Origin of the sequence: Alterirhizorhabdus solaris (genome assembly GCF_007785815.1) — a bacterium.
GTDB classification, from domain to species: domain Bacteria; phylum Pseudomonadota; class Alphaproteobacteria; order Sphingomonadales; family Sphingomonadaceae; genus Alterirhizorhabdus; species Alterirhizorhabdus solaris.
In genome coordinates, this window is sequence record NZ_VNIM01000214.1 from 1 (window position 1) to 977 (window position 977).

General features: G+C 61.8%; 1 protein-coding gene. It reads right to left on the bottom strand.

Going from position 1 to position 977, the window contains the following annotated elements:
* On the bottom strand, nt 1–977 hold a 977-nt coding region (locus FOY91_RS21380; RefSeq protein WP_203234672.1), incomplete at both ends, for an IS110 family RNA-guided transposase.

A 977-nucleotide genomic window follows, 5' to 3' on the forward strand; every position in this document is an offset into this window, starting at 1 on the left:
CACGGAACGTGCCTGACTGACACGTTGCGAGATCGAGGCCGCAGAATTTCAGAAATTGACGATGATGATTGAACCGGCGCAGATCGCCGGCTTCCGCCAGGATGGTCAGCGCATTGATCGGGCCGATGCCAGGAATTTTGCGCAGCAGCTGGTAATCGACATGCTCGGCCAGCCTGGCATGGGCAAGCCGCTCTATCTCGTCACGCTGCTGGATGAGACTGCGTCCCTGCGCGATGACCATGCGGAACATGGTAATTGCTGCCGAATCCTCCGGGACTGGCAGAGCCACCGAAGCGCAGGCCGTTTCGTAGATGTCATTGATAAGACGGGCCTTGGAAACCTTGCGGCCGATGAGAGGCCAGGCCGCGGCCGAGAATGCCTCCGCGTCAGGCGCGGTGATGCTGGCAGGAGTGGGGAACCGCTCGATGAGCGCAAAGAACCAGTCGGATCTGCTGTTGCCGGCGAAGCGGGCGATCTCGGGGAAGTAGAGCGGCAAATAGTGGGTGAGGATCCGATGCCAGGTTTGCGTCTTGGCCTTGGAGATCGTCTCGTGGGTTTTCGACAGTTCCTGCAAGTCGTTGATCCCGGCCGCCAGCGGATCGACATAACGCTGTGTCGCCCCGATCCGCAGCATGTGCAGGATGACCTGGGCGTCCTTGGAATCGTTTTTGTCCCAACCGTTGTGCAGTGCCTCGCGCGTGCGGGCGAGCGCGACCGACGAGATGAGGCGTAGCTCGAACCCCGCGGTCAGCAGTCTGTGCGCCAGCGTGCGATGATAATTTCCGGTCGCCTCGAACCCAACGACGATGGGACGGCCGATGGCAGCGAGCTGTTCGGCAAAGTCGTCATAGTCCTTCTTGGTTGCCATGACGGTCATCCGCCGGCGCCGGCCGCCTTCGGGTCGCTCGATGAGGACTTCCTGCCGGTTCTTGGACATGTCGATGGCTACCAGCACGGCGCCGGCGGGCGTAGGGGTG